Origin of the sequence: Psychrobacter sp. I-STPA6b (genome assembly GCF_020662265.1) — a bacterium.
Taxonomy (GTDB): domain Bacteria; phylum Pseudomonadota; class Gammaproteobacteria; order Pseudomonadales; family Moraxellaceae; genus Psychrobacter.
Genome location: NZ_VEWM01000058.1, coordinates 26457 through 52291, shown reverse-complemented (window position 1 = coordinate 52291; position 25835 = coordinate 26457). Strand labels below are relative to the sequence as shown.

At 40.4% G+C, this 25835-nt stretch carries 19 protein-coding genes and 2 tRNA genes; 10 read left to right on the top strand and 11 right to left on the bottom strand.

The features are described 5' to 3' along the window. On the top strand, positions 1-458 hold a 458-nt coding region (locus FHK88_RS05295; RefSeq protein WP_227429711.1), incomplete at its 5' end, for a hypothetical protein. A 127-nt stretch (positions 459-585) separates the two neighbouring features. Here the strand turns inward: FHK88_RS05295 and FHK88_RS05290 are convergent. The 8 genes from FHK88_RS05290 to FHK88_RS05255 form a co-directional block, all read right to left on the bottom strand. Beyond that, a complete protein-coding gene (locus FHK88_RS05290) occupies positions 586-1050 on the bottom strand; it encodes a molybdenum cofactor biosynthesis protein MoaE (protein ID WP_227429712.1) in 465 nt (154 codons plus the stop codon). Positions 1051-1136: 86 nt separating this feature from the next. After that, on the bottom strand, positions 1137-1391 hold the full coding sequence (gene moaD / locus FHK88_RS05285; RefSeq protein WP_227429710.1) for a molybdopterin converting factor subunit 1: 255 nt from the start codon (positions 1389-1391) through the stop codon (positions 1137-1139). Continuing rightward, on the bottom strand, positions 1388-1900 hold the full coding sequence (gene moaC, locus FHK88_RS05280) for a cyclic pyranopterin monophosphate synthase MoaC (protein ID WP_227429709.1): 513 nt from the start codon (positions 1898-1900) through the stop codon (positions 1388-1390). Before moaC ends, moaD begins: the two co-directional genes overlap by 4 nt. Further along, on the bottom strand, positions 1890-2624 hold the full coding sequence (locus tag FHK88_RS05275) for a molybdenum cofactor guanylyltransferase (RefSeq protein WP_227429708.1): 735 nt from the start codon (positions 2622-2624) through the stop codon (positions 1890-1892). The genes moaC and FHK88_RS05275 overlap by 11 nt, the downstream gene beginning before the upstream one ends. Before the next feature lie 10 nt (positions 2625-2634). Beyond that, a complete protein-coding gene (moaB, locus tag FHK88_RS05270; protein ID WP_227429707.1) occupies positions 2635-3168 on the bottom strand; it encodes a molybdenum cofactor biosynthesis protein B in 534 nt (177 codons plus the stop codon). A gap of 42 nt (positions 3169-3210) precedes the next feature. Then, the gene (gene moaA, locus FHK88_RS05265) at positions 3211-4191 is read right to left on the bottom strand and encodes a GTP 3',8-cyclase MoaA (RefSeq protein WP_227429706.1); all 981 of its coding nucleotides are present in this window, start codon (positions 4189-4191) and stop codon (positions 3211-3213) included. A gap of 194 nt (positions 4192-4385) precedes the next feature. Beyond that, positions 4386-5765, bottom strand: a complete 1380-nt coding sequence (glp, locus tag FHK88_RS05260; protein WP_227429705.1) for a gephyrin-like molybdotransferase Glp — start codon at positions 5763-5765, stop codon at positions 4386-4388. 81 nt (positions 5766-5846) lie between these two features. Then, positions 5847-6563, bottom strand: a complete 717-nt coding sequence (locus tag FHK88_RS05255; protein ID WP_227429704.1) for an NYN domain-containing protein — start codon at positions 6561-6563, stop codon at positions 5847-5849. Between the two features lie 570 nt (positions 6564-7133). On the opposite strand from FHK88_RS05255, the gene FHK88_RS05250 reads away from it, so the two are divergent. From FHK88_RS05250 to FHK88_RS05210, 9 genes are all read left to right on the top strand, one after another. Further along, positions 7134-9956 carry a LuxR C-terminal-related transcriptional regulator gene (locus tag FHK88_RS05250; RefSeq protein ID WP_227429703.1) on the top strand — a complete coding sequence of 941 codons (2823 nt, stop codon included), beginning with the start codon at positions 7134-7136 and terminating at the stop codon, positions 9954-9956. Positions 9957-10488: 532 nt separating this feature from the next. Further along, positions 10489-12408, top strand: a complete 1920-nt coding sequence (locus FHK88_RS05245) for a hydantoinase/oxoprolinase family protein (RefSeq protein ID WP_227429702.1) — start codon at positions 10489-10491, stop codon at positions 12406-12408. A gap of 73 nt (positions 12409-12481) precedes the next feature. Continuing rightward, a complete protein-coding gene (locus tag FHK88_RS05240) occupies positions 12482-12934 on the top strand; it encodes an acetone carboxylase subunit gamma (RefSeq protein WP_227429701.1) in 453 nt (150 codons plus the stop codon). A 14-nt stretch (positions 12935-12948) separates the two neighbouring features. Next, positions 12949-15105 carry a hydantoinase/oxoprolinase family protein gene (locus tag FHK88_RS05235; protein ID WP_227429700.1) on the top strand — a complete coding sequence of 719 codons (2157 nt, stop codon included), beginning with the start codon at positions 12949-12951 and terminating at the stop codon, positions 15103-15105. Positions 15106-15115: 10 nt separating this feature from the next. After that, positions 15116-17422, top strand: a complete 2307-nt coding sequence (locus FHK88_RS05230) for a hydantoinase B/oxoprolinase family protein (RefSeq protein ID WP_227429699.1) — start codon at positions 15116-15118, stop codon at positions 17420-17422. A gap of 119 nt (positions 17423-17541) precedes the next feature. Then, on the top strand, positions 17542-18324 hold the full coding sequence (locus tag FHK88_RS05225) for a hypothetical protein (protein WP_227429698.1): 783 nt from the start codon (positions 17542-17544) through the stop codon (positions 18322-18324). A 182-nt stretch (positions 18325-18506) separates the two neighbouring features. Then, positions 18507-18782: a hypothetical protein gene (locus FHK88_RS05220; RefSeq protein WP_227429697.1), complete on the top strand. Its 276-nt coding sequence runs from the start codon at positions 18507-18509 to the stop codon at positions 18780-18782. Positions 18783-19084: 302 nt separating this feature from the next. Then, a complete protein-coding gene (locus tag FHK88_RS05215; RefSeq protein WP_227429696.1) occupies positions 19085-20995 on the top strand; it encodes an AAA family ATPase in 1911 nt (636 codons plus the stop codon). Between the two features lie 157 nt (positions 20996-21152). Continuing rightward, positions 21153-22307 (top strand): McrC family protein, encoded by a 1155-nt coding sequence (locus FHK88_RS05210; RefSeq protein WP_227429695.1) that lies wholly within the window; start codon positions 21153-21155, stop codon positions 22305-22307. 290 nt (positions 22308-22597) lie between these two features. On the opposite strand, the gene FHK88_RS05205 is transcribed toward FHK88_RS05210, so the two are convergent. The 3 genes from FHK88_RS05205 to clpB form a co-directional block, all read right to left on the bottom strand. Beyond that, positions 22598-22674, bottom strand: a tRNA-Asp gene (locus tag FHK88_RS05205). Positions 22675-22693: 19 nt separating this feature from the next. Beyond that, positions 22694-22769: transfer RNA gene (locus FHK88_RS05200), tRNA-Val, on the bottom strand. A 194-nt stretch (positions 22770-22963) separates the two neighbouring features. Further along, positions 22964-25552: an ATP-dependent chaperone ClpB gene (gene clpB, locus FHK88_RS05195; protein WP_227428761.1), complete on the bottom strand. Its 2589-nt coding sequence runs from the start codon at positions 25550-25552 to the stop codon at positions 22964-22966. Positions 25553-25835 lie beyond the last annotated feature (283 nt).

The window sequence follows — 25835 nt, the reverse complement described above, 5'->3', positions numbered from 1 at the left end:
GTATTTATATAGATAAGTTGTTTCATAATCAGGGCATATGCTGTACTGAAAAATGTTTAAAAGTGTTATCTGGTGTTGAGTCTTGTGATGAAGAGTTGACAGGGCGTGAGCGACAATTTTGCATGCTATTAAAAAGTGAAGATAAAATGAGTCGCCACATTGGTCTAAAAATGATTGATAAAGTTGACTTGGATTATCTGCTGAATACAGGATATATTGAGTTAACCGAACAAGCTATTCAAATGCAGTATCAGAATGAGCGGCAGTCTAAAAATATGAATAGCCTTATGGCAACCCAAGCTTTAACTGCACATAGTCAGGGTAGTGATTTAGAGCTAGTAGATATTGAATATACAGAGGCTAATATCCTTCTAAAAGAAGGTGATGATGCTGTTTCAGCACCATCATCAGTGGATGATATTGATCCAATATTACAGCTTGCCGCTGGCAATATCTAAGCATTTACATACCATCAAAAGGCTCTATTTTTATAGGCTGTATTTTTGAATTTAGAGTCTCCTCTTGTTTTCTACTTGGCTTTTCCTCTAACTATCACTGATTGACTAGTTTTCAAAACATGATTATTTAACCATTATTACTGAGCCATTTGCTCGCTTGGTTAGGGTAAAATTCTTGTTTCCAAATCGGAATGTCTGCTTTAATGGCATCTAATAACCATCGGCAGGCATCAAACGCAGGGTAGCGGTGGCTTGCAGTGACTCCAATCCACACCGCCATATCACCAATGTTTAGCTCACCAATACGATGAATGGCAATGGCGTGTTCAATGTCAAAGCGTTGTTTTGCCTCTTCAATAAGCAGTTTGCCTTGATTCAGTGCCAGTTGCTCGTAGCCATAATAGGTTAAGTGGCTAACCGATTGAGCGTTATTGTGGTTACGTACCCAACCCTCAAAGGTAGCTAATGCCCCGCAACTGTCATTATTTAATGCCTTTTTTAAGCGTCCTTCATCAATGGCAATATCCAATAAGGCAAAGCCATCATTAATGGCAATCTGATACGCCTCGTCATGACTACAGGCAATTTTCATGGCTTGTTGGTGTGGATTGTTTAAGTTTGAATCTGAGTTTTGCAATCCTTGTAATTCTTGCAATTCTGAAGAGTCATTAGACATGATTAACCTCCCGCCACAGGTGGGATAAAGGCAATGCTATCACCTGCTTGAATCTCGCTTTGCCAATCACAAAAGTTATCATTAATGGCGATGCGTAGTTGTGATTGGGATTGTTTAAAGTTGTGTTTGACTTTAAGGGCGGTATACAGCTCGGTTAGGCTGGTGTTTGGGTCGATATTTAGGGTTTCGCTGTCGCAACCTGCTTGCTCGGCAAGGCTGGCAAAGTAAAGTAGGGTAATGGGTTTTAGGGTGTTCATAGTTGATAATCCGATTTTCCGCCTGTTTTCTGTAATAGTTGAATATCACTAATGATGATGTCATGCGATAAGGCTTTGGTCATATCATACAAGGTAAGACACGCCACAGACACAGCAGTAAGGGCTTCCATTTCTACCCCTGTTTTGTGGGTGACTTTGACGGTGGCGGTTACTTGTATGCTGTGGCTGTCGTCTTGATAATCAAAGGTAAGGTTAATGCCGTCAAGGGGTAGGGGGTGGCACAATGGAATCAGCTCGTGGGTGCGTTTACCCGCCATTATCCCTGCAATATGGGCGGTCTGTATGATACTGCCTTTTTTACTCATACCATCATTGTCTTTGATTTGTTGATACACGGCTTGTGGAAATATCACCCGACCCTGAGCGGTGGCTTGACGCTGGCTGGCGGTTTTATGGCTCACGTCTACCATGTGTACATCACCTTTTGCGTCAATATGGGATAGGTTATGGGTTAAGGTGTTGGGCGTTTTTTGCTTATTAATTGACATGATTTTCCTTAGAGATAAAAAGGATATTAGAGTTTAATAACTGACACGCTTGTATAAACTGCTCAGGGGTGTTTATATTGACCAGCCCTTGCCAATCTTTGGGCAAATCAATAGTGATCTGATAAGGCTTGATAAAGCTCATCACCCGTTGTGAGCCTGTGTGCAAATAGTCTAATAACGCCTGTTTTAAAGCGTACGGATATAAGCCGAGTAATGGGTAGCTGTGCTCACTATCAGCAAAACAAAAAATATGTGGCTGATTTAATAAAGGCTTTGTTTGTAAAGTTTGCAAATAAGTATATAACGTTTGCCAAATTTCATTTGCTGTCACCATCGCATCACAGCTCAACACCAATAGATAGGCATTATCTGTTTGTGGCTCAAATTTTTGTTTTGTATTTAGCTTTTCACTAAGTTTCTTATTAGGTTTATCACTGGCAAGCATTGCCCCTGCAATGGCTGATAATGCCCCTTGTCCTGCTTGATAATCATCAATACTGATGATGGGTATCTTACTATTAATAGGTTTTATTTTAGCTAAGAAATTCTTTTGGTTATCAGCAATTAAAATAGGTACACCCAATTTATCAGCGAGCGTTATTGCCCCATCAATATGATGCTCAAGTAAGGTTTGCTTTGAGGGCAACGTGAGTAGGGCTTTATCTGCACCCATTCGCCGAGATTGCCCCCCTGCTAATATTAGTATGGCTTGTAGGTGTATCATTTTTTATTGGTTATGAGCCATGTGATGGATTATTGCGTAAAAAATGTGGCACAAAGTTGCAAGGGCGGGTGCGGTTATCTAGTTGCTCTTTTAAAATACCTTCCCACGCACAACGACACGCCCCAGTCGACCCCGGTAAGCAAAAAATCCCAGTGGCATTTGCCATACCTGCAATGGCACGAGATTGAATGGTTGCCATGCCGATGTCATCTTTGGAGATTAGGCGAAACATTTCACCAAAACCAGCAATCTGTTTATCAAATAACACACTTACCGCCTCAGGCATGCTGTCACGAATATAAAATCCTGTACCGCCTGTGGTGATGATGGCGTGAATATCAGCATTGGCAATCCAATCGCTGATTACTGCTCGAATGTGATAAATATCATCAGTAATCAATTTACGCTCGGCAAGGTTGTGCCCTGCTTGGGTAATTTGCTCAACCAAATAGCTACCTGAGGTATCTTCATCAAGGCTACGGGTATCAGAAACAGTAAGCACAGCAATATTAAGCGGGATAAATTCGGCTGGTTTTTTTGTCATGGGATTGTCCTATTATATGAGTTTAGCTATTTTTATAAATGTCTAACCACCAATCAGCGATAAATTGTGCATTAGCCCGCTGTCTTGCTCTTGTAAGTGGTGATGCTCAGGTTTAATTGGCATTAAAGATTGTAAGGCATCAATCAGTCCCTCAACGTCATCATTTTGCAAATAAGGGCGAATGTCATAACTGGCATTGTCAAATAGGCATAGATGCACTTTACCTTGACTGCTGACCCGTAGGCGGTTGCAACTGTGGCAAAACTGCGGGGCATACGGGGCAATAATACCAATGCGACCTGCGTAATCAGGGTGACAATATTCAATAGCAGGACCATCGGTGATGCCACGCTGTTTGGCTTGCCAGCCATTTCTAATCAGATGCTCGCTAATCAGCGGTGTTTGGGCGTGTTGGGCAAAAAACAAATCGGCATTATCACTGGTCTGCATAAATTCAATAAAACGAAAGCTAATCGGACGCTGTTTGATATAGTCGAGTGCTGAAATCAGCGTGTCATAAGCCGTTTCAGCCATTAAAATGGCGTTCATTTTTAGGCGAATGTCGGTGGTTGCTAGTAATGTATCTACGTCATCTAATAGTTGTGGCAAAATATCAAAGCCAGTGATTTGCTTAAAGGTGTCGGGAGTAAAGCTGTCGATACTCAGATTAAGCTGGTTCAGTCCTGCTTGTTGCCAGTTTTGGATATGTTTACCGAGTTTGTAGCCATTACTGGTGATGGCAACGGTGTTGATGCCTTGAGTTTGTTTGGCGGTAGCGATGATGTCGCTAATATCTTTGCGAATGGACGGCTCACCCCCTGTCAGGCGGATTTTTTGTGTACCAAGTTTGGCAAAAGCGGTCATTAAAGTTGCCATTTCAGCAAGGGTAAGCTCATCATCAGGTCGGCGACCCTGATAACCATTAGGTAAGCAATATTGACAACGAAAATTACAAAAATCCGTCACCGATAAGCGTAAATAGGTCAAATGCCGAGAAAAGCTATCGGTTAGAGTTGGGGTCATAATGCCTGTACCGTTTTGTTATGAGTGAGTGGTGTGCTTTAAGCGTTGCCTCAGGTTGTGAAAAAATTTGTGCCTGCCATTATGTCAAAATAGCACCCATAATGACACTATACTAATGGAATCTCTGATGGAAAAAAGATACTACTTTGGTGGTAGTATTATTAATCTAACATTCCCCCGTCATTGATCTAGTATCAACCCAACCGCCATGTAAATGGTTGTACGTTGACCGTTTCGCCTGCTTGCACGTTACCACTGTCCTCATCCAATACAATTAAGCAGTTGGCATTGCTTAACTGTTTGATGCGGTGTGATTGCTGGCTGGCAAGGGCGGTGACTTGATAGCTACCATCGGTAAGTTGAGTGAGTACGCCCCGTTGAAAATCCAGTCGTCCTGCTGACTTTTTAATGTCATTGTTGACGGTGGCTTTTAGGGTGAGCGTAAGCGTAAGCGGTAAATCATCTTCAGCCACACCACTCATTTGCCATAATGCAGGCATCACCAGTTGCAAACAGCTTACTACTGCTGATAACGGATTGCCCGGTAAGCCAAAGTAAAAGACGGTATTATTATCTTGTGGCGATTTGTCTGCTTGTAGCGGATTTTGTTTTTTGCCTTGTAGCTCACCAAAGACAAAGGGTTTGCCTGGTTTCATTGCCACTTTATAGTGGTTGATTTTGCCCAGTTTTTCAATCGCAGTGGTCAAAAAATCATAATCGCCTACCGATACCCCCGCACTAGAAATCAGCACGTCACATTCTTGTGAAGCGGTGATAAGACATTGCTCAATCTCAGATAAATCATCTTTTAAAATGCCATAATCTTTGATGCTAATAGGTAGCTTAGATAGTAAGGCTTTAAGGGTGGGGGTATTAGAATTATAAATTTGTGCTAACGAGGTTAACGGCTGACCCAATGCCACCAGTTCATCCCCTGTTGCCAATAAACCAACCACTAACGGCTGATAAATTTGCACCTGTGCTATTCCTAGATTTGCCAATAGGCTAATATCAGTGGGGTTTAATAGTTTGCCTTTGTTTAATACCACGTCACCGAGTTCGATTTCATCGCCTTGTTTGCGAATGTTGGCGTTTGCTTTGGCGGTTTGGCTCAAAGTGATGTGATAAGGCTTGGATTTATCTAATACTTGTTGGCTATTTTTATCCGCTTGTGGGTCAGGGTTTTTGAGTTGTTCAAAATTGGTATTTTCTTGAATCACCACTGTATCACAGCCTTCTGGCACAATCGCCCCTGTAAAAATCCGCACTCCTTGTCCTGTTTGTAACTGTTGTTGGTTGGTGAGTTGAAACGGTTGTCCTGCTTGCGATTCACCGATGATTTCTATTTGTTCACCCTCTGCAAGCGAGCTGTTTTGAGCAATGGCAAAACCGTCCATTGATGATAAGTTTTGTCGAGGAACATCAAAAGGGGCGGTGATATCTTCTGCTAATACATGCCCCATACTGTCTAATAAATCCACATTTAACCTTTGCCGATGTTGATAAAATGACGTGTCATAATAACTGGCAATGCGTGCTTTGATGGACGTTTTTAGCTGGGAAAGGGATATCATGATGACCTCTGTTTAATATCAGCAAATAAATGAATAGATAATAAAATTTGTATTGTCGAAATTGTGAGTTATTAGTGGTCTTTACGATTTACGTTTATCTTTTACAAACATCTGTGAGCGATTGTTAGATAACTTGACCTCAAATAAATCAATGGCTTTTACAAGATCACTAAGTTTGGCGTAACCATAGTTTTTACTATCAAAAGAAGTTTGGTTACTGATAATACTACCAACGGCACCTAGATTAGCCCAACCTTCTTCATCACAAGCATGAGAGATGGCATCTCGTAATAGATTCATTAAAGAGGTATCACATTTAAGCTCACTACCTGATTTTTTGGCTATACCAGTATGGTTGGCATTGTCATCTTTTGCATCAAGATATAAAAAACGGCTACAAGCTTTGACCAAAGATAATGGTGTTTTTTGTTCACCAAAGCCAATAACCTGTTTTCCTTCCGCTTTGATACGCATGGCTAAAGGGGTAAAATCGCTGTCTGATGAGACGATACAAAATATGTCAATTTTGCCACTGTATAGTAAATCCATCACATCAATGGTCATTGCCATATCAGTGGCATTTTTACCTTTGGTATAGTCAAACTGTTGTATCGGTTGGATGGCATATTCTAGTAAGATATCTTCCCAACCTTGTAAGGTTTGATTTTTCCAGTTGCCATAGATTTTGCGTATCATGACAGCCCCATAACTAGCCAGCTCATTGATAATTAAATCAATTTTTTTTGCTGGAGCATTGTCTGCATCAATAAATAAGGCAACCGTAATTTGTTGATTCATAATAAACCTAACGTTATTTAAATATCTTGGTATAAATTTTGACACCAGTAAAATCAATAGTTTAGGAAAACAAGTTGAAAGTGGAGTAACTTTATATAGATTTACTTCATGTTTTTTGTAAAATTTATATAAACTTTCCTTGTTTATATATTAATTAATTGGTTAGTATTCCCACTTGTATTAACAAGAGTTACCTGCGTTCATTACTTTGATTAAAACACTGCTTGTAAAATCAGCCTCTCAATTTTTCTACAAAGTTCAACATACCTTAGTATAAAACCATTTCCACCTTGTTCATTGTGATGTACTAAGATAGAATACGATTTATGTCACTCATCGTTTTTTATAAACCGTTGAGTATCATTTATAGACCACTTGTAATGATAAGGTTATATGAAGTTTTAGCAATTTTTATTATTTTAATAAAGTTTTTTAAATTTTGTCATGTATTATCAATTATATGATGTTATATAAAGATTGTATAGGTATCTAAAATTCAAGAAAGGAGGTTTACCTATCAAAAAGTCATAAGTCATATATGTACTGATTAATATATCCCAAGGAGGGGTTATGGTACACACAAAAGGAACAAACAACATACGTTTGCCGTTAATTTTGACCAAACTCAAAGCACCGTCTGACTTTCGGCATTTATTACAGCGTCCACGCCTGATAGATAAGCTTATCAGTGCCATCGACTACCGAGTAATGCTGATTCAAGCACCTGCCGGCTTTGGTAAGACCAGTCTTGCCATGCAATGGCGAGAGCTATTAATTGAGCGAGGTTATCATGTTGCTTGGCTAAGTCTAGATAATGAAGATAACGACCCTGAGCGTTGTATTAGCTATATCGTTGGGGCAATTCATAGTGTCGCTGAGTGTATCAGTGTTGATACCACCGCTCTATCAGGGTGTCATTCTCATCAAGCCATTAAGTTTATTTTGACTGAGCTGATTAATCAAATTACTACCTTTGATAAAAAAATCTATCTGGTACTAGATGATTGGCATTTTATTGACAATCCAGTCATTCATGACGCTCTAAACTTTCTGGTTGAAAGTGCCTCTGATAATTTTCATCTGATAATTTGTAGTCGCAAACAGCCCCCATTACCCATTTATACTCTACAAGTTAAACATCAACTGTGCGTGATTAACAGTACTGATTTGCGGTTTGATGAAAATGAAACTGCGGATTTTTTACGCAAGGTCAATCAGATTAATTTGGGCTCAGCAGACATTCATAGCTTATGGCAAAAGACTGAAGGTTGGGTTGCCTCATTACAGCTAATTTTATTGATATTACGCACCCAAAAACGTGAAGATGGTGTGTTAAATGTATTTGATAATATTGAAAATACCCACTCTATCAGTGAATATTTGACTGAAAATGTGTTGGATAACTTACCTGCTGATACTTTGGAGTTTTTATTAAAAACTTCGATTTTAGAGCGATTAAATGGTGATTTATGTAATGCCATCACTGCTCGTACAGACAGTCAAAATTTATTAAAACAGTTATATAAACAAGGTTTGTTTGTTCGTCCATTGGACCCAGAGCAGCATTGGTTTCAATACCATCATTTATTTGCCGAGTTTTTGCAGCGACGTTTAAAACGGCAAATGCCTGAACAGCTCAAACCTTTGCATTTATTGGCTGCCCAGTGGTTTGCCAATATTGAGCATACAGATGAGGCGGTGCAACATGCCATCGCCGCTCAAGAGATGGAGCTTGCCATCTCATGGGTAGAAAAAGATGCCATGTGGCTGGTTGAACACAGCTTTATGGGTACATTGCTGCGTCTTAAAGACAAATTACCCGCCAAAAATATCCAAACTCGTTGCCAGTTACAAATGGCCATCGCATGGGCATATTGCTTGACCCATCATCAGCATGAGGCACAGCAAGCCTTAGATATTGTCAAGCAGGTATTGGCAGATAAAGAGCATGCCAATGAGAAAAGTATCCGCATAGAAATGCAGGTGTTGCAGGCATGTATTGATATGTATGCTGACCGCTTGGACAGGGTTGAGCAGTTATTACCCACCCAATTTGATGAGGAAGAAAACCTTAATCCTTGGGTGAGGGTAGTTGCTAATAACATCATTACTTATGTGCTGATACATAGTAATTGCTATACACAAGCAATACAGCTACAACAACAAACCAGCCGTTTTCATCAGCACACACGAGGGACATTTAGTAGTGTGTTTAGTGATTGCTTTGCAGGGATTGCTTATCTGGAGCAGTGTCAATTTGACATGGCAGAGCAATGCTTTAAACAAGCCCAACAAAAAGCATGGGAAAAAACAGGCAAACACTCACATGCCGCTTATTTATCGGGGGCATTGTTGGGGCAAGTGTATTATGAACGCAACCAAATTGATGATGCCACGCCCTTATTGCTTGATAGCCGTAAATTAGGCGTTGAGGGGGGAATTGTTGATTTTTATATGGCAACGTATTGTTTTGGCAGTCGGATTGCCATGCAACAGCGTCATTTTTCTGAGGCCCACGCTATTTTAGACGAAGGTCAGAAAATTGCCCAAAAGCTAAAGCTTATCCGTTTAGAGTTTGCTTTAAAAGCTGAGCTAATCAAATTATACCTATTAGATAATAAAGTAAAATCAGCAGAACAACTGATGAGACAGTGGCAACAGCAAATCATACCTGTCGAATATGCTCGTTTGGGTGAGCGAATACTGGATATTCGCCGTTGTGCCAATGCCCGCCTGCTATGTCGTAATGGCAAGCAAATGCAAGCCATTGAACAGCTTAGTACAATGCTACACAATCATATTGAACAGCAAAGACATTATGCTGAAATGGTAACCCGCACATTATTAGCAACCATTATGAATAAGGCTGGACGCTATGCTGAGGCAGAAGAAATGCTACTGCCTGCACTACAGCAAGGCTTTGCACAAGGTATTATTCGTACTTTTATTGATGAGGATGAAGATACCATCAAAGTCATTAGCAGGCTTGCCAAACGCTGTCGTCAAGAACCTGATAGCAAATCCGATATAACAGAAAATAGCGACACTCATGATACGACAACTTATAATAATGCGGAATTTAGCCGTTGGTTAGTGGGCTTAATCGCACTGTATAAAAAGCAGGCAAGTGACAGTAATGCACCATCAGCAAAAGATGATAATGCCACGACAACCAATCAAAACGAGGAAGTATTGATTGAGCCATTTAAAGATAAGGAAATCCATATCATTAAGATGTTAGAAAAAGGACTGACCAATAAAAAAATCGCCCGAAATCTAAATGTCAGTGTTGATACGGTCAAATGGTATCTAAAAGCCATCTATAGCAAGCTGGGTGTATCTCGGCGTACACAGGCAGTGATTGAAGCAAGAAAACTGCGGTTATTGGATTAAGGCTATCTGTTAACACATGGGTTGCGAAGTTGGTTTTGATATGATATTGTTATGTTATAACATTATTTTTATAAAATGCTAAAAGTAGTATTGAAAATAATGCCCTTTCAAATCAAACAAAATCACCTTTAGTCAAAAAATATTGCTTAATCATCAACATTTTTTGGCTGTTTTGTCATGCTACCCATGTATGACTACCCGTTTTTACCCTAATTATTACCCACTTGTGTAGTTCGCTACACCGTCACTCTTGTTATTATTAACTCGTTCTCAATTTATATGCCCACTATTTCATAACATGATGATAGTTATTAATTAGTTGAGAGCAAGGCTGGTTGATGAGAAGGATTTAATCGACCATATAAAACAAACATCGGAAGTGTCTCTAAAATCATGCTGTTTTTGTTGAGCCATTAGCTCAAATACACAGCTTTATTACCCACGTCTTCCTTCTGCCAATCTTATGGCAACACTGGGAATAAAGTGGCATGTTTTAGAACACCACCTAAATAATCAAGGGAGTGAAACCATAATGCTCATAAATATCGATAACGGGGGCACACTGACAGACATCTGTGTCGTCGGTAAAGATGAGGTGTATTACACCAAAACGCTCACCACCCCGATTGATCTCTCAGAATGCTTTTTTGAAGGTATCAACAAAGCGGCCAAAGTTGTGTATGGTGAAGGCAGTTTTGCCACCCTTTTACATAACAGTTCTTTAATTCGTTATTCATCAACTCAAGGTACTAACGCACTTGTTGAGCGTAAAGGCCCTAAAATTGGCTTGATTACTGATGAAGCAGACCTTGTCGAAAGACTTAACAAAACAGACGCTGAAAAAGACATGTTCAAAAGTCTTGTTGGCGACCGTGTTGCTGTCTTAAAACAGACCGATGATCATGAAGAGATGGATCAGACGTTGGTCGCTGCAATTAATGACTTGACCACTGCTGGTGCAGAACGTTTGGTCATTGCCATCCACGATAAGGAAAAAGAGAAGGAATATAAGCATTTCTTCTTACTACGTTTCCCTCGTCATTTGCTAGGCTCTGTACCTGTCTTGTTCTCATGGGAGTTTACCACTGACCCTTCTCGTGAAAGACGTATTTGGTCAGCCATTATCAATACTTTCTTACATCCAACCTTAGAAAACTTCTTATATTCTGCTGAAAACAGACTAAGAGCCCATAAGGTGAAAAACCCACTACTTATTTATCGCAATGATGGTGCATCATCTCGTGTTGCCAAATCTGTGGCATTAAAAACCTATTCTTCAGGCCCTCGTGGCGGTTTGGAAGGTACGCGTGCATTGGCAGAAGCTTACGGCTTTAACCATGTATTGATGATTGACGTCGGTGGTACAACCAGTGACATTGGTGCAGTGGATAATTTAAGTATTGTTGCTGACCGTCGCGGTAAGGTTGAAGGCATCGCTACCTCATTTGAGCTAAGTGATGTGCGTTCTTACGGTGTGGGTGGTAGCTCTATCATTCGTGCTAAAGATGGCAAAATCGAAGTTGGCCCAGAGAGTGTGGGTGCTGCACCCGGCCCTGCGTGTTTTGGCTTTGGGGGCAAAGAAGCAACCATTACTGATGTGAACTTACTATTAGGTATCCTAGACCCATCAACTTACTTAAATGGTGAGCTAAACCTTGATACTGAGCGTTCTCGCCAAGTCATTAAAGCCAATGTTGCCGACCCATTAGGGGTTAGTGTTGAAGAGGCCCTATTCTTAATGCAAGAAGCCTTTGCAACTAAGATGGCAGACAGCTTTAAAGATTGGAAACATGATGGTGATGAAACGGTACTAGCAGCCTTTGGTGGCGGTGGTCCAATGAGTGCCTGTCAAGCTGCTCGTAAAGCAGGTATCAAGCGAGTCATCATTCCAAAATTGGCAGCGATTTTCTCAGCTTATGGTCTAAGTTTCTCTAACGTCTCGCAAGAGTTTGAAGAGGACATCACAGGCTTTAGTGACGAAGAAATGCAGCATTCAAGAAAACGTCTGCTTAAACAAGCCAAACGCCACATGTACCAAGAAGGTTACTCACTTAAAGATGATTGTGACGTTCACTGGAGTGTGATTGTTGAAAACGCTGATGGTAGTGAAGATACACGCTTAACCCTAGAAGAAGATGCCAATCATACCGATGACCAAAGACGGATTTTGGTATTAGAAGCAAGCTATGAGTTAGCACACCCAACCTTAGATGCGACATTACCTGATGGCAGTAATAATGTTGAAGCCAAAGCCTCTGGCACTCGCAAAGTGTTGATAAAAGATGAGGGTGAAAAAGACGTGCCTGTGTATGTGCTTGATGACCAAGACGCTAACGCCTCAGCACAAGGACCTGCCATTGTTGAAGGCCCATTCTTTACCGCTCGTGTTACTAAGGGCTGGAGTTTTGTGGTCACTGATGCAGGCGACCTTATCTTAACTGACAATGCTTAAACCTAATAGTAACTCTTAGGATATTTAGAGTAAAAGCCAACTAGGAAATAAATCTAATAGAAGGAAAAATTCAATGAGAGTTCCAATGACAGAGTATTTGCTGATCGATTTAGACAGCGAACGTTGGGTATGTCGTATCTGTGAGCATGATTTTGGTGATGCTCGAGATACCTATAAAAAAGGTACATTGGTTTACGACCGTAACCCAGAAGAGATTCACCCACCAGTAATTGATCCAAAACGTTACAAATATACATTCTCGCCAGATCCGAATTATTGCCGTATCTACGAGTATTACTGCCCCGGTTGTGGTACACAAATCGAAACTGAGTATGTACCACCAGGACACCCGCCCACCATTGATATGCTTTGGGATATCGACGATTTACGCCGCCGTTGGGAAGAGATTGGCGAAGATCCTGAAGAAATTGTTAACTATGGTCCAGGTGAAAATGCACAAGTTGACTTACGTGAAGGCTGTCGTCATCACGGTCATGGTCATCATCGTGCACCGAAAAAACTATAAAGGGGGAGAACATTATGAAAAGAATATCTGTTGATATTGGTGGTACATTCACCGACTGCTTTTTCGCATGGGACGACTTATACATTGAGTCAAAGTCACTAACCACTCACCACAACTTAGCTTTAGGGTTTAACAACGCACTTGATAATGCGTGTAAACGTGCCGGCTTAACGCGTGAGCAAGTGTTAAAAGAAGTCGATTCAGTACGTTATGCAACCACATTGGGTACTAACGCTTTGATTGAAGGTAAAGGTCCTCGTGTTGCTGCGATCGTCACTCATGGCTTTGAAGACACCATTCACATTTCACGCTCAAAAGGCTATGGTGAAGGTTTAGACCCTATCAAACAAGGGGATATGGCAGATGCAGAACGCCCTGAGCCTATCGTACCTCGCAACATGGTACGTTCCATCAAAGAGCGTATTGATACCATCGGTGAAGTGCTAGTACCACTACAAAAAGAAGACGTACGCGAACAGGTACGTGAGCTGATTAGTAACGGTGCAGAAGCGATTGTGGTTGCTTTGGTTAATGCGACAGAAAATCCAGAGCATGAACAGTTGGTATTAGAAACCATCTTGGAAGAATATCCCGCTCACGAATTGGGTTCAATTCCAGTCATCTTAAGTAGCCAAGTATCTGGTCGTAAAGGTGAATATGTACGGGCAAAAACAGCGATTATTGACGCTTTCTTGCACGCCATCATGTTTAATGCCTTAAACCAGTTATCAGGTAACTTGCGTACTTCAGGTTATGAAAAGCCCATGCTTGTGGTGCATAACTCAGGCGGTATGGCTCAGTCAAACTCAACTGACGCACTACAAACCATCCACTCAGGACCTATCGCAGGGGTTGGTGGGGCTCAGCATTTATCAGAAAGTACTGGTATTGGTGACGTTGTGACTATGGACATGGGTGGTACATCATTTGATATTGGTCTGGTGCCTGAAGGTGGTGTTAAGCACTATGACTTCCATCCTGTTATTGGACGTTGGTTAGTCTGTGTACCTATGATTCACCTAAATACGCTAGGTGCAGGTGGTGGTTCGATTGCCAGCTTTGACCGTATTCACAAAGCTGTGAAAATTGGTCCTGAATCAGCAGGTTCTGACCCCGGTCCTGCCTGTTATGACCGTGGTGGCTTATACCCAACCGTAACTGACGCTGACTTACTGCTTGGTTACTTAGACCCAGAAAACTATGCCAATGGCTTTATTAAGCTAAATCCAAAACGTTCACGTTTTGTGATTGAAGAACAGCTTTGTGATGAGCTTGATTTAGACGTCATTGAAGTTGCTAAAATCATCAAACGCAGTGTTGATGAGCAAATGGCGATTGGTATCGAGATGGAGCTAAGAAGTAACGGTGGTGTGGTCGAAGACTTCACCATGGTTGCTTATGGTGGTAATGGTCCATTACATGCTTGTGGTATTGCCAACCAAGCTGGTATTTCAAAAATCTTATTCCCTCCATTTGCCTCAGTATTCTCAGCACTGGGTGCAGGTAACATGAAACCATTGCACATTCATGAGCGTAGTGCTTATGTGGTGCTATATGAGCCATTATCACGCACCTTGTTTGATGAATATGACCGCTTTAACGGTTATGTCGAAGAGCTTGAGAAAAAAGGCCGTGAAGACTTAGTCCGTCAAGGCTATGATGTGGAAAAAGTTGAGCATGGCTTAGAGCTAGACATGCGTTATGGTAACCAACGTGTCACCACTTCGGTTGCTCTAGATATCAATCGCATTGAAAACGTTGGTGATGTATTGCATGTTATCCGTACATTCTCTGACATCTATGCTGACCGTTATGGTAAAGGTATCGAAGCCCCAGAAGCTGGTGTACGTGTGCAAACCATTCGTGTTGCCTCATACATTGATGGTGAAGTGGTACGCTTTGATGAATTGGAGTACGCAGGAGAGCGTACTGAGCCGACACCAGTGACTCATCGTAAAGCTCACTTCGTTGGTGAAGATAAAGCCGTAGAAACGCCTGTTTATGATGCCACAGCATTAAGTGAGAAATATGTGGTACATGGACCTGCCATTATTACGACAGAAAGTACGACGTATCTGATTGAAAGAAACTGGCGGATTGAGCCCACACCTCAAGGTGCAGTGTGGCTATTAAAGGACAACGCTACTCAAGGTAGTGCAAAAAAATCATAGGGAGATAACCATGACTACAGATACATACAATCCAAAACGTGAATTGACCGATGAAGAAAAAGCATGGGTTGAAGATTTCATGAATGAAACGACCTTGTTTTTGGGTCCTGACCCAGAAATTATGCGTCACCACTCTATCTCAGAGCGTTCTGAGCTAGAAAAAGAAGTCATCGCTAAAGGTAGTGACCCCATTTTATACGACCGTATTCGTCGCAGATTGGTTGGTTCACTCGATGAAGCTTTCGAGATGTGTGAAAGTATGGGGGCAGCTCCGGGTGCGAAATGGGCGGACTTATCAGTTGCCGTTTATACTGCACAAGGTGACGTTTGCTATATGTCAAACCGTGGTGTTATCGCCTTCTCAGCGGTACTGCATCACCCCATTCGCTACATCATGAAATACTGGAAAGATGAGCCTACCGTTGGTATCAACCCAGGTGATGGTTTCTTCCATAATGATGCACGCTTTGGCTGTGTGCATAACACTGACCAATCACTACTAACACCCGTTATCCGTAATGGTGAAGTGGTGGCATGGGTAGGTGCAACTATTCACGAAGGTGAAAACGGTGCCTGTGAGCCGGGTGGTATGCCATCAGGTTCAGAAACCCCATTTGATGATGGCTTACGTGGCTCACCAATGAAAATCGTTGAGCGTGGTAAAGTACGCCGTGACTTATTAACCTTCTTACAGCACTCAACACGTGACCCTAAGCTTATGCTTGCGGATATTAAAGTGAAAATGGGTGCGGTACGCCGTGTGATGGAAATCGTTGACCGCTCTATCGAAGAGCATGGTCTAGACGCATTCATCGGTGCGATTCGCATGACCGTTGAGGACGTGGAAGAAGAAGTACGTCGCCGTATTGATGCCATGCCAGATGGTACGGTCACTGTTAATCAGTTTGTTGACTCAACCTTAAAAGAAAACATCTTGATTAAGTTTGCCTGTAAAATCACCGTTAAAGGCGACACAATGGTTTGTGACTTGCGTGGTACAGGTCCTGAAATCCTAAACCGTGCGATTAACTCACCACTAGCATCGACCAAAGCCTTCTTTGCCCAAGCGGTATTATCTTATTGGTGGCCTGACCTACCACGCTCAACAGGGGCATTATCACCGATTGAGTTTATCAGTGATGAAGGTACATGGGCTGACTGTAGCTATGACGCACCAACAGGACAAAACTTGCAAGCATCGTTCCGTGGCTTTACTGCATTGCAAGCTGCTTATGCAAAACTACAGTTCTCAATGCCTAATAAATACGCCAACGTCATTGCTCCATGGTTTAACCAGATTAATGACTTCTTATGGGGTGGTGAAACACAACATGGTGAACAAGTTGGTAACTTGTGTGCAGACTTAAATGGTATGGGTGGTGGTGCAAAAGCCTTTAAAGATGGCGAAGACGCTGTTGCTCCTCTATTCTGTGCCATGGCTGATACTGGTGAGCAAGAAGTGATGGAAGAAGAAGTACCCTTCCTACAGCTTGTCTCAAAACGTATCGTCCGTGACAACCAAGGCTTTGGTAAATATCGCGGTGGTATGGGCTATGAGATGATTGTTGCTGCTCGTAACACACCTGAGTGGGGCTTTATGACCGTTACTTCTGGTGCGAAGTTCTCCAGTGTTGGTGGAATGTTTGGTGGTTATGGTTGCCCAACATATCCATTATCCATAGTCAAAAATATTAATATCTATGAGATTATTAAAAATGACCCCAGCCAGTTTAACCTATCTATTGAACGCATCATGAATGAGCGTCCTTTTGAAGGTGGCGACTACATCACCTATCACATGGGCTTACAGTTTGAGCGTTGCCAAGAAGGTGAGCTGTACATGATTTCGCAAGGCTCTGGTGGTGGCTATGGTGACATCTTAGAGCGTGACCCAGAGCTTGTGATGGACGACTTGCAACTCAATCGTATCTCAGCACATACCGCAACCAACATCTATAAAGTTGTTTGGGATGAAGAAACCTTTGTGGTTGACCAAGAGGCAACAGAACGTCTGCGTAACGAAGAGCGTCAAGCTCGTCTAAAACGTGGCGTGCCTTATGATGAGTTTATGAAAACACATGTCAAAGATGAGCCACCAGAAGATTTATTCTACTACGGCTCATGGGGACAAGATGACGACGAAGAGCTATACGCTACCATATGGGAAAACAACAAACCGAAGCGAGTTCATGGTAAACTAAATGAGTTACCATTGGTCACTGTTCCAAACCGTCATGTGCTTAGGATTGAAGAGCTTGAAGCTCGGGTACGTGAGCTTGAAGCAGACCTTGGTCTCGAAATTCAACATCTCACCTAACAATGAGAGACGTTGTGTAAGCAATACTTTTCGCTGTGCGTTGGGATTTGGCTTTTGTGGTCAAGTCCCAACAATGCATTAAGGAAGACAACAAAAACCTGATAAATAAGGACATTATCATGCCAAATAGATTAAGAAACTTATTAAACGATTCAGCCACTAATACCAAACTTATTATCAATGCCGAAGACTATGCACAAAAAGTCTTGCTCCAAGGCAAACCCATTCCATGGCATGACGCAACTGCCTACGCCAATCACTTAAGCCAAACGGCAGCATTATTAAAGCCTGAAGTATCCGTCATCTCCATTGACAAAATGATTATGCAAGAGCTTGCCGATAATGAGCAACTGACCAGTGCGATGGGAGAAAAAAGTCGGGCAGGCTATGCTCTAAAAACCTTTATGGGTAATGATGACTTTAAAGCTGCTGTCAGTGCATTGGTTGCCTCAACTGTGCAAACCCAGCGTGTACCCGTATTGGTACAAATGCCATCACCGCTACAAATGCTTTATCTGACTGCTCGTGCAGCCAAGCCAGATGATGAGCATGAATTTGATGATGACTCTGCTGAAAATGCAGCCATTTATTGTGCTGACTGGTTACGTGCTTTTAAAGATGCAAATATTGCCGGTCTTATTTTTGATGAGCGAGAAGGTGATGTCTCTGATGAAGCCTATCAGCCCATCAAAAATACCGCTGAACATTATCAATGGGTTGTTGGTATACGCCGAGACAACGAAATCATCTTTAAAGACCCACAGCTAAGCATTGCTGTACTACCTTCTGATTATTGGACATCAGGCGATAGTAATGTAGATACTTCAGGGGTGGTTTTCACCGAGATTGCCCAAAATGCTGTACCAGAGCAGGTACTAGAATTTAGAGAAAAGCTGGGTTAACGTTAAGTTGGTGTTAGCTTAGATAAGCCATAACCTTATAATTTATTTTTGATAAAAAACACACCCAAGAACCAAGAAGGTGTGTTTTTTGTTATAGTCATAGTCAAATAGTACTAAAGTAGGTATAAGGTGATGTGATAAGAGCTTTGGTTTAACCCTCTGTCTAAAAATGAAATACTTTCATGTTATTAGAAGAAAAAATGAGCACTTTATTTTTTGATAATGATACAGAGGCTGCCGATTGTCATGTAGACAAACATGTGGGCAAAATGATACGTGAATCAGTTCAACTATTATCCACTACACACCGAGTGCTAGATGTGGATGATCTAGATGAACAGAGACAGGACAAACTTTATAGAAAGACTCACTCCAATCAACCTTCAGCAGTCTGGGTAAGAGAATCTTCCGAACATTACAACTGGTCTTACAGCCTATTTTTATCTTTAGTCGAATAGCATAGCTCTTTGGCGGGTATTCCTGCATCGGCTTCTTTTAGTATCGATACTATTTGACTCTCTGTCATTTGTTTACTCATTTTAAAACTCCTTATAGATATTTTATAAGAATTTCTATGTTTGAGCTGTGTTATTTTAGGGGATAGGTACAAAAGTAGCTGTATTATCTGAAATGACTATAGCTTAGAAATTTAGATAATGCTAAGATTTGTTTCTCGCTAAAACTATTTATTAAAATTTTGAGATGGGTGCTAATATTGAACGGTCATACTTAAGGCAAAAATATAAATAAGGAATAAATAATGAATTTTTGGCATATGCAGTTGCATCCTGATAATTTATCTTGGGGTAGAGAGAGAAGGGTACTAGAAGAAACTAGCTATATAGGGATTGGAGTTTGGGAAGATCCAGATGAAGATAAAATACAAGAATACAAATTTGCCAAACAAATGAAAATCGGAGATATTGTCGCTATAAAAAGAGGAGGTACGATAATAGCTTTAACTAAAGTTGTTGGCGACTATAAGTTTGAGAAGAATATTAATCAGGATTTAGATTGGTTTCAACGGAGACGAAAAGTTGAAATACTTGATTGGTATAATAAGGCATATGATTATTATATAGCTCCAACAGCTGCTCTAACAAGATGTGATATGGCTTCTAATAATAGTGCGCCAACTAATAACTCAATTAAAAAATGGTATGAAAAAGTTATGAGTGACTCTGACATTAATGAAGTAATTAACCTTCTAAAATATAAACACCAAGTTATTTTGCAAGGTCCTCCAGGTACGGGTAAAACTAGACTGGCTAAATTAGTGGCAGAACGTATCATTCAGCCCGAAAATAAAGGAACGCCAGATCAGATAATTGATGACTTGATTCAATCATTTGATGCTGATAGTACAGAAACTGAATTTGAGCGTGAAAAGTGTCAACAGTTATTATCAGGTTTTCATAATACATTTCCTAGGGAAAAACTCAAAGATCTTACTTTAGAAAGTTACTGCATAGGGACAGGTGAAAATAACTCTTTTTGTTGGTGGATAGAAAGAGGATTACAAAGCTTGGGCTACTATTTCCCCGGTAGTTCGCTTTCTTATAAGATATATTGGAGCAAAGCTAAGGATATTTATAGTAAACATGGTTTCGTTGAAGATATAGAAAATGATGATCTCGCCATGAAGATGATTGCCGAGACTCTACATGATCTAGTCAACAATCATAATACGGCACAAGCTTTTGAGCGCTTTGGCAATAGTTTCGTACTTAAGGTATTGCAAAGCTATTATCCAGAAGTGTACTTCCCAATTAATAGCGAGACAGCGATTGATAACGCATTGAAGTTACTCCAAGGCTATGATGAGAGTCTAAGTTTACTCGATAAAAATAAAAAATTGACAGAAATATACTTAGATAAAAAGAAGCAATTTAACATTGAGATAACGAAAAATGAGTTTGCTCGTATTATTTGGGATAACTTTGATTTAAAGTCTGGGCAGGATTTGACACAGTCAAATGAAGTTAAAGCACAGGGAAAATATGAAATTATCCAATTTCATCCGGCTTATACCTATGAGGACTTTGTCAGAGGCATAGTTGCTAGTAGTGATGAGGGCAATATTAGTTATCATGTCGAAAATAAAAAACTCGCTGAAATTGCCCAAGAAGCCTGCGACAATCCTAATGGTAACTATGTGCTAATAATTGATGAGATTAATCGAGCCAATCTACCGTCAGTGTTAGGAGAACTTATTTATACGCTTGAATATCGTGGTGAGTCTATACAGACGATGTATGAGCATAATAATTCACGAAATATTAAATTGCCTAAAAACCTATATATCATTGGTACTATGAACACAGCTGATCGCTCAGTTGGTCATATCGACTATGCCATTCGCAGACGCTTTGCTTTCTATAATGTTTTGCCTAACGTTAATGTTGTGAAAAATGAACAGGCTAAAAGGCTGTACAATGAGGTAATGGAGCTATTCGATAATACTTATCTGTCAGCAGATTTTGATGCTAACGATGTGCGTATAGGGCATAGCTACTTTATTGCATCTGATAAGAATATGTCTGATGAAGATTTTATTATTGAGCTTAGACAAAAGCTTAACTATGAGATTAAGCCGATACTATATGAGTATATAAAAGATGGCATCTTATTAGATAGTGCTAAAGACATTGTAGGAAATTTACATGTCTAAGCTAATACAATTTAACCACTTAGAGACCATACGAGAACACAATCAGATAGACTTTGATTGTGAAGGTATAGAAGTATCAGATATATTTTTTCAAGACAACATAAACAATGAGCGTTGCGTTCAGGTTATTTATGGTAGAGGCAGTCAATCACTTAAAATGTCATACTTTATCGGTGCAGACTGGCTTGTTAAGAACCAACAAGCCATTTATGTTGCACCGAAAATTAATGAGGGTGATAAACAAATTGATTATCTTGGCATGCTTCACTCATGTTTGACTCATGGTGATATCGCTAAAAACACCAAAGATCTATACCACATTAAGCTAAACGAACCTTTTATCGAAATAAATCAACAATTTGATTTATTAACACCGCTACTAATCATGCAGTTTCTTCAGTTAGTAAAAGATATTGTGCGTAAAGGCTTGCGGCAATCTTATTATAAGGTTGAGCATAATCTTACTTGTAAGATTAAAGGCAGGGTATTAGTCGCTGAGAATATAAATAAAAACCTGACCAGAAACAAACCTACTAACACATACTGTCGCTATGATGAATTTGGATTTAATAGTGTTGAAAATAGGGTTTTAAAACGTACATTAAAGTTTGTTCAACGTTATTTGGCAAAGTGTCCAGAATATCACCACTCAATGAAACATCTAATGGATTTCTGTATGCCTGCATTTGAGATGGTTAGTGATAAAGTAAACTTGCATGAAATGAAAGCCACTAAGCGCAATCCATTTTATAAAGAGTATCAAGAAGCACTAACATTGTCTCAAATCATTCTTAAGCGCTTTGGCTATCATATTAATGAAATTGAAAATAGCACTACACAAGAGACAACTGTACCGCCATTCTGGATAGATATGTCGAAGCTTTTTGAGCTGTATGTTTTGGGACTTTTAAAAGACAAATATGCAGAGAAGATTATATTTCAAGCCAAAGGTAGCTACGGAAGCCCCGATTATTTACTCATAGATGACGTACAGCCACTTATTATTGATGCAAAATACAAACCTACTTATCAAAAGGACAGAGGATTAAGTAATATCATTGAAGATATTAGACAAATAAGTGGCTATGCAAGAGACAAAGGTATATTAAATAAATTAGGTTATCATACAGAAGAGGTGCAAACCATGAACGTGGTTAGCTGTGTGGTTATCTATACGGACCAAAGAGAGGGAAATGAGCTACCTGATAGCTTAACAGATGGAAATGCAATTAAAGGCTTTACTAAGTTTTATAAAGTTCCGATTGCTGTGCCTATTCTAAATAATAAAGAACTAAATTGTTTTGATAATTAAGATTTGCTTCTTGATACTAGTTTTTAATAGCTTTGGTCACAAAATGGTCACCAGTTGGCTACAGAGCAGATGGTCACCGTGGTTTTTCTAATTTTATTTTATAATTAAATTAAAATATAGAGAGGCATTTTTAAAAGTACCTAAGACCAATAATCCAACTCATCATTACACCCAAAATATCATAAACTCCTGACAAACCAAAAACCTACAGACATAAAAAAACCCCAAGTAAGGGGATACTTGAGGCGAAACTTGTTTAAACTTTTAGTCTAAAATCTAGTTTTGAAATATGGCGCAGCGGACGGGACTCGAACCCGCGACCCCCGGCGTGACAGGCCGGTATTCTAACCAACTGAACTACCGCTGCTTAGGTCGTTTACAACAAGTGGTGGGTGGTGACGGGTTCGAACCGCCGACATTCTGCGTGTAAGGCAGACGCTCTACCAACTGAGCTAACCACCCTTGCTGTGGGTGTGTATTATATAGATTTGAGCTTCAGTGTCAAATGTTTTTTTCAAAAAAATTATATTTTTTTTGATTTTATCATCTTACTTAATTGAGTATATAAAAAAATCTCACCACTTTGTTTAAGTGATGAGATTATCTGACTAAACAACTATTTTAAAAGCAAGATCTAAAAATAATGCGCTATATCATTATGCTTTACTAAAGCTCAGCTCATCATTGTCATCAACATCGACTTTGATAGTATCACCCGCTACAAAATCACCTGCCAACAATAGCAAAGATAATGGATTTTCAATCTGTTGCTGGATAGCACGTTTAAGTGGACGTGCGCCATATACAGGGTCATAGCCTACTGCAACCAATTTATTCATTGCATCAGGGGCTAATACAATATCCATATCACGCTCTTGTAGGCGCTTACGCAAACGTGCTAGCTGAATATCCGCAATACCTGCCATTTGTGCCATACCTAGTGGATGGAAAACGACTATTTCATCAATACGGTTTACAAACTCTGGGCGGAAGTGTTGCCCGACTGACTCCATCACAGCCGCTTTGATTTCCTCGTATTCATCACCTGCCATCTCTTGGATTTTATGTGAGCCTAAGTTACTGGTCATAATGATGACAGTATTTTTAAAGTCCACCACTCGCCCATGTGAGTCAGTTAAGCGCCCATCATCAAGCACTTGCAATAAGATATTAAACACATCAGGGTGTGCTTTTTCTACCTCATCAAACAAGACAACACTATAGGGCTTACGGCGCACTGCTTCAGTCAATACCCCACCTTCTTCATAGCCCACATACCCTGGAGGCGCACCAACCAAACGGCTAACACTATGCTTCTCCATAAACTCACTCATATCAATACGAATCATCGCATCCTCTGAGTCAAACAAGAAGTTTGCTAAAGATTTGGTCAGCTCAGTCTTACCCACCCCAGTAGGTCCTAAAAATAGGAATGAGCCTGATGGACGATTGGGGTCTGATAACCCTGCTCTGCTACGACGAACGGCATTAGCAACGGACTGTACTGCTTCATCTTGTCCAATGACTCGCTCATGCAACTTCTCTTCCATTGCCAGCATTTTATCCCGCTCACCTTGCATCATTTTTGCAACTGGAATACCTGTAGCTGCACTAACTACCTCAGCAATCTCATTATCTGTCACTTTATTACGCAACAGCTTAATACCAGAAACTTCTCCTGACTGCTCTTTTTGCTCAGCCAAATCAGACTCAGTAATGCGTTTTTCTAGCTGTGGTATGGTCTCATATTGCAACTTGGACATGGTTTCATAATCACCTTCACGGCTGGCTTTATCATAAGCAATACGAGCCTTATCCAGTTCATCTTTAAGCTGTTGGCTACCTTTGACCAATGCTTTTTCTGCTTGCCAGATCTCATTTAAATCAGCATACTCTTTTTCTAATGCTTCAATTTGCTCATCCAGCACTTGCATTTCAGCTTTTGCACCTGCATCATCTTCATTTTTCAGCACTTCTCGTTGCATTTTCAGTTGAATCAAACGGCTATCTAACTTACCCAGTGCTTCAGGTTTACTGTCCATCTCCATACGTAGACGGCTAGCGGCCTCATCAACCAAATCAATTGCTTTATCTGGTAGTTTGCGATCAGTGATATAACGATGGCTCATACGTGCTGCTGCAATAATCGCACTGTCTTGAATATCAACCCCATGATGTAACTCATAACGCTCTTTGAGTCCTCGCAAAATAGCAATGGTATCTTCAACTGTTGGCTCATCAACCAACACTTTTTGGAAACGACGCTCTAAAGCTGCATCTTTTTCAATATACTGGCGATATTCATCTAGCGTGGTTGCACCAACGCAGTGTAGCTCACCACGTGCCAATGCAGGTTTCAGCATATTACCTGCGTCCATCGCACCATCAGACTTGCCTGCACCTACCATGGTATGTAGCTCATCAATAAATAAGATAACATTACCTTCTTGCTTAGCAAGGTCATTTAATACCCCTTTAAGGCGCTCTTCAAACTCTCCACGGAATTTTGCACCTGCAATCAATGCACCCAAATCCAAAGATAACACTTCTTTACGACGCAAGCCTTCGGGTACATCACCATTCACGATTTTTTGCGCCAGACCTTCCACAATCGCCGTTTTACCAACCCCTGGCTCACCGATTAATACAGGGTTATTTTTGGTGCGTCGTGACAAGACTTGAATGGTACGACGTATTTCTTCATCTCGACCAATGACGGGATCTAACTTCCCTTGCTCAGCACGCTCGGTTAAGTTAATGGTATATTTATTTAACGCATCTCTTTGATCTTCTGCATTTTGACTATTCACGGTTTGGTCTCCACGTAACTGTTCAATCACAGCTTTTAGCTGGCTTGCTGTCACGCCTGCATCAGTAAAAATCTTTTTAGTATCGCCCTGTTCTGCTAAAGCTAATAGCACCCACTCTGTTGCAATAAAATCATCTCCTGCTTTTTGTGCTTGTCTATCAGCAAGGTTTAGAATTTTTACTGAGCTAGGCGTTAAACTCACATCACCAGTTGGATTGCTAATGGTAGCTTGGTTATTCAAAGCCTTTGCCACACCATTTTTTAAAGCGGGTACACTCCCCCCTGCTTGTTGGCAAATAGCAATATTTGCTTCATCTTCTAGCAATGCTGCCATTAGGTGAATGGGGTCTACTCCTGTATGATCTCGACCTACAGCAAGACTCTGGGCTTGTTGTACAGCAGCTTGCAACTTTTGGGTAAATTTTTCAAATCTCATTTTAGTATCCTTATAATATAAATTTTTCTTAGACAATATTGTTTATCTATTTCTTAATAGCCCTTGTATTTGCTACAAAAGCATTCATTAAATGCTTTATGTTGCTCTATCACTATACAGAAAACAAACTTTATCCACTATGACAAATATCCACTATCGTAGTGAAATTATGTAAACAATATTATCGCCTCTTTTAAATTATATGAGGCTATCTACCTTCAATTTCAATATAAAAATTAAAAATATTTATTATTGTCAAATAAAAAATATTACCAATAAGTCA